This window comes from Bacteriovorax sp. DB6_IX (assembly GCF_000447775.1).
Lineage (GTDB): Bacteria > Bdellovibrionota > Bacteriovoracia > Bacteriovoracales > Bacteriovoracaceae > Halobacteriovorax_A.
This window is the reverse complement of sequence record NZ_AUNJ01000246.1, coordinates 1-5,530: the sequence shown is the minus strand read 5'-3', so window position 1 is coordinate 5,530 and position 5,530 is coordinate 1. Positions and strand designations below refer to the sequence as shown.

At 37.5% G+C, this 5,530-nt stretch carries 4 protein-coding genes and 1 pseudogene; 1 reads left to right on the top strand and 4 read right to left on the bottom strand.

Going from position 1 to position 5,530, the window contains the following annotated elements:
* Nucleotides 1-181 precede the first annotated feature (181 nt).
* Entirely contained in the window at nucleotides 182-943 is a 762-nt protein-coding gene (locus M901_RS07350; RefSeq protein ID WP_021277554.1) for a hypothetical protein, read from the top strand.
* A 14-nt stretch (nucleotides 944-957) separates the two neighbouring features.
* Here M901_RS07350 and M901_RS07345 read toward each other — a convergent pair whose 3' ends face one another.
* The 4 genes and pseudogenes from M901_RS07345 to M901_RS07330 form a co-directional block, all read right to left on the bottom strand.
* Entirely contained in the window at nucleotides 958-1,572 is a 615-nt protein-coding gene (locus tag M901_RS07345; protein WP_021277558.1) for a type IV pilin protein, read from the bottom strand.
* A 202-nt stretch (nucleotides 1,573-1,774) separates the two neighbouring features.
* Nucleotides 1,775-2,992 (bottom strand): type II secretion system F family protein, encoded by a 1,218-nt coding sequence (locus M901_RS07340; RefSeq protein ID WP_021277557.1) that lies wholly within the window; start codon nucleotides 2,990-2,992, stop codon nucleotides 1,775-1,777.
* Between the two features lie 13 nt (nucleotides 2,993-3,005).
* Nucleotides 3,006-4,045, bottom strand: a pseudogene (locus M901_RS18375) (type IV pilus twitching motility protein PilT).
* A 104-nt stretch (nucleotides 4,046-4,149) separates the two neighbouring features.
* Nucleotides 4,150-5,530: GspE/PulE family protein (locus tag M901_RS07330; protein ID WP_021277556.1), on the bottom strand; the 1,381-nt coding region annotated here is incomplete at its 5' end.

Sequence of the window (5,530 nt, the reverse complement as noted above, 5' to 3'; positions counted from 1 at the left end):
TGCAAGAGGTATGATCTTAACGGTAAACCATATCTCTATGAAGATGGAATCTGGAAAGCCGAAAGTTTTTATAAGAGATTAAAGAAAAGAAGAAATAAAAAAGCCCCTAAGAATTAGGGGCTTTCTTTTTATTAGTAACCTACATAAACATTTACCTACTATTATATTTACTATAGTAAGCTTGGTTTTATTAAATCTAATTAATGGTATTTATCGTAAACCTAATATCAACATCTCTCAGGAGATTCGTTCATATACTTTTAATAAGAACTTTCTAGATACTTTTAGTCTTGGAAATCGACGACTCGTCTCATCTTTTCTTTGGACTAAAACATTGATCGAATCAGATATTGAACATGTGAATGATAAAAAATCTTGGATGTATTATCGTTTCGATACTATTTCACACCTAGATCCTTTTTTTTATGAGAACTACCTCTTCGGTGGTATCTATCTCTCAATCATTAAAGATGACTTAACTGGTGCTGCCGATATTTACGAGAAAGGACTTCTTCACTATCCTACAGATTATCGCCTACTCTACAATGCTGCCTTCAATTACTATTTTGAAATGGGTAATAAAGAAAAAGCTCTTGAAAAGTACAATCTCCTACTTCACCATCCTTATGCAAAGAACTTTAAAATTCTTCCTCGCTTGATTGCAACAATCTCGAATGATTCAGAAGATAAAGAACTAGGTTTCCAGCTTCTTCTAGAGTCTTACTTAAAAATGGATGAGGGTATTTTGAAAGAAAGAACTCATCAATCATTATATGCGTTAAGAAGCGAGATCGATCTTAACTGTTTGAATAAAAAAGGTACCAACTGCAAGAGGTATGATCTTAACGGTAAACCATATCTCTATGAAGATGGAATCTGGAAAGCCGAAAGTTTTTATAAGAGATTAAAGAAAAGAAGAAATAAAAAAGCCCCTAAGAATTAGGGGCTTTCTTTTTATTAGTAACCTACATTAATTTGTAGAAGTTGCTTATCTTGGTCAATGGCCCACTTATCAGCTAAAGCTGCTGTGTTCTTATCAGACACAAGAACTCCAATCGCACCTGCGATGAAAAAACCTCCATCGTCATCAACACTTGGAGCAGTTGTAGAAGTACCACCGCCCATATTAGCTGCTGCAGGAATAGCAAACGCAAGATCTCCAATTTCCATTCTTGATCCACCAACTGTTTTAAAGGCTTCAACACCAAATTGAAGATCAGTACAAGCTGTTGCTCCACCGTTTGATCTTACGATCCCATTCGCTGTTGCGTTAGCTGCAGCGAAACCAATAGCATAATAAGTTGAACCTTGTGTTGGATTAGTTGCATCCCATGAACCAGTTGGAGAAACGAAACCTGCTGAACCAAGACAAGTTCCAAAGGCATCAAAGTCAGTTTGCAGTGATGTTTCTGCAGAATAAATTGATGCTAACTGTAGCTTAGCTTCAGATGTTTTTGATTTTGCTTGATACTTTTTAAAGTTAGGAATAGCTACCGCAGAGAGGATACCGATGATGGCAACAACAACCATCAGCTCCACCAGGGTAAAACCTTCTGATGACTTCATTTTCATTCTAGACTCCTTAGTTAACCAATTGAGATGGCTAAAATATTAAGTTTTTTTGAGAGTAACCCCCTAAAGACATTGAGAGACTTTAGGAAAAATTAACACTCTATGGATATTCTATTTAAACTCTAAATTTTGTGCAACTTATACAAAAATTGCAGGTATTTACACACTCTGAGTATTAAAAAATGCCAACAATTCATGGTTTTTAGGCACCTCCACCGGCCATAAACATTGGTAAGTAAATTGCAACAAGGATAGTGGCAATAATTGACCCTAAAACTACGATAATTAGTGGCTCCATCATTTTTGTTGCTGCCCCAATGGCCTCATTTACTTCTTCTTCAAATACCTCAGAAATTTTCTCTAACATTCCGTCAATTGAACCCGTTTGTTCACCAACTTTAATCATTTGCGAAACCATCTCGGGAAAATATTCAATTTTCATGAGGGGTTCTGTCAAAGTTTTCCCTTCAATAACTTTCTTCTTAACCTCATCAAGGTCATCAGCAATAATCGAATTATCAATTGTCTCAACACAGATCTCAAGTGCATCAATAAGAGACACCCCGGATGATAGAAGTGTTGCTAAAGTTCTTGAAAAAGTACTTAGATTTCCCTTAATTACAATTGTTCCAAATGCCGGGACATTCATACTAAGTCTATCAAAGAACCTTTTTCCCACTGGGGTCTTCTTCCAACTTGAAAGAATCATTCCCACAAAGATAAGACCAGGGACTCCATACATAGAGTATTTACCAAAAAAGTCACTGGCATCAATTACAAATTGAGTAATGGCCGGAATTTGCTGCCCCGTCTCAAGAAGCATCCCAACGAATTGCGGTACAACGAATGTAATAAGGGCCCAAACAACCCCCGCACCAATCAAACTTACGATGAGAGGATAACTCATCGCCGATTTAATTTGTGATTTTGTTTTCTCTTGTTTTTCCAAGTGAATTGATAATTTATCCAAGATTGTATCTAAGATCCCCCCAACCTCACCGGCCTTTACAAGGTTACAATATAGTCTCGAAAACCCATGCTGCTTAGACATACTTTCAGCAAGCGTCTTCCCCTCTGCAACATCTCTTGCAATTGATTTCACAGCTTTTTTTAAAGATGGGTTCTTCTCTGATTTAAATAGAATTTCAAGGGCCATCATAATGGGAACACCAGCATTAATCATAATAGACATTTGCTTGGTAAACGTTGTTAACTCTTTCGTACCAAAGGCCTTTGCAAAACCTTTTTCAATCATCCACTCCCCAAGATCGAACTCAAGGATTGAAGGAGGTGTAATTTTCTTAATACGAGCACCCTGTGCTCTTAGAAGTTTACGAGCTTCCTTTTCTGATGTTGCTTCAATTTTACCGGAAGTTCTTCGACCATTTTTATCGAGTCCTTCCCAAGACCACATACCCATTATTTAAAAACCTTTATCTACTTTTTACACCTAATTGAGGACCTAATTCCTCAGGGTTTGTTGAATAAGACATTGCTGTTTCAACATCAATCTGTCCAGAATCAACGTGCTTACGAATACTCTGGTTCATAGTTATCATTCCTGTTTTATCTTGCCCGATTTGCATCTGAGAGTAAATCTGGTGAATTTTGTCCTCTCTAATCAAGTTTCGAATCGCCGGTGTCGGTACTAAAATCTCCATTGCAAGACATCTTCCCGGCTCAAAAGATTTTGGAAGAAGTTGCTGAGACACAACACCTTGAAGAACAAATGACAATAGTGTTCTGACCTGATCCTGTTGATGTGAAGGGAAAACGTTAATTAGACGGTTAATAGTTTGCACACATGAATTCGTGTGAAGTGTTCCAAAAACTAAGTGACCTGTTTCAGCAACTGTTAGTGCTGCTTCAATCGTTTCTACATCCCTCATCTCTCCAACAAGTACAATATCTGGATCCTGTCTAAGAAGTCCCTTCAGTGCATTTTCAAAAGAAAGAGAGTCTCTTCCAATCTCCCTTTGGTTTACAACACAAGTCTTATGAGGGTGTACGAATTCTACAGGATCCTCGAGAGTCATAATATGACCAGCTTCCATTTCATTAAGTCTATCAATCATGGCAGCAAGTGTTGTTGACTTACCAGAACCAGTTGGCCCTGTTACAAGAATTAGACCGTTGAAACATCCGACATTTCCATCAGTACGTTTGGTAGATTTAGTGATTTGAAATCAGGAATTATACTTGGAATTAAACGAAATACTGCAGCAACACCACCCTTAGAGTAAAATACATTCCCTCTAAAACGCGCTAGCCCCTTAATCCCAAAAGAGAAGTCCAGATCTAGATTTTTTTCAAATTCATTTTTCTGCTCTTCTGTTAAAACCTGATATATAAGCTCTTTAGAAGTTGTAGGATTCAACGCGGGAACTTTTACTCTTACCACCTCACCATTGACTCTCATTGCTGGAGAAGTTCCTGGTGTAAGGTGTAAATCCGACCCGCCATTATCTGTCATCAACTTAAAAAGCTGTTGAATCTTTAATGACTCAGTTGTTAATTGCTGTGTTTTTGTGTTGTCACTTACTTGTGTTTTTCTAGTAGTGTTCGACATAATCTTCCCTAAAACTTATCCGCACTTGAATTACTAATTGCTTCACTAATTGTTGTAGCGCCCTCAGCGACTTTAGTTAAAGCAGACATACGCAATGTTTTCATTCCATCTAAAATCGCTTGTCTTTTAATTTCATCAGAACTCGCATTTTTTAATACGAGTTCCTTAATTCCTGGAGACATCTCTAATACTTCGTAAATAGCGACACGACCTTTATAACCTGTATTATTACAGTGAGCGCATCCCGCTCCTTTATAAACTTTTAAATTCTCAGCTGATGCTGGTGCGATACCACAAGCAACCAATTCTTCTATTGAAACATCCTTATCTTCTTCTTTACAGTTCTCACAAATTCGACGACAAAGTCTTTGAGCAACTACAACATTCAGGGAGCCTGTCACGAGAAATGGTTCGAGCTCCATGTTAAGTAGTCTTGTTACAGTTGAAGGAGCATCATTCGTGTGAAGAGTAGAAAGAACCATGTGTCCCGTAAGTGCAGCCTCGACAGCAATTTCTGCAACTTCAGCATCCCTAATCTCTCCAACCATGATAATATCAGGGTCTTGACGAAGAAAGGCTTTCAGAGCTGAGGCAAATGTTAATCCAACCTCTTTTCTTACGTTAACTTGGTTAATACCTTCTAAGTTAAACTCACAAGGGTCTTCTGCAGTTGAAATATTTTTATCAATCTTATTTAGTTCTGCCAGAGCAGAGTATAGTGTTGTTGTCTTACCTGAACCTGTCGGTCCTGTTACAAGACACATCCCATAAGGTTGGTGAATACCGTTTTGAAAGACTTTAATTTGATCTGGCTCAAACCCGAGCTTGGTCATATCAAGCTGTAAATTTGATTGATCGAGAAGTCTCAGAACAACTTTCTCACCAAATAAGGTCGGTAGCGAAGAAACCCTGTAGTCGATAGGTTTTCCACCAACAGAAAGTTTAATACGCCCATCTTGTGGTTTACGCTTTTCTGAAATATCAAGCTGAGCAAGAATCTTTAGTCTTGAAATAATTGGAAGCATCAAACTCTTAGGAGGTTGTGAAACCTCAACTAAAGAACCATCTAGTCTAAATCTAATTCTGAAATTATTTTCATATGGTTCAATATGAATATCTGAAACTTTTTTAATAAAGGCATCTGCAAGGATTCTATTTACGAATCGAATAACATCATCACCAATATCTTCTTCATTCACATCTTCCTGAGGAGTCGTCTCAGCTCTAATTTCTTTAACAGTTTCCAAGAGTTCATCAATAGATTCTTGAATATTTTCAAAAATCTTTCCCCAAGCAGAAATGCTTGTCATAATGAATTCTACAGGGTGCTGAAAGAGTGTTTGAAGCTCTGCTTGTAGCTCTTTAATTGATGGATCATAGATCGCAATA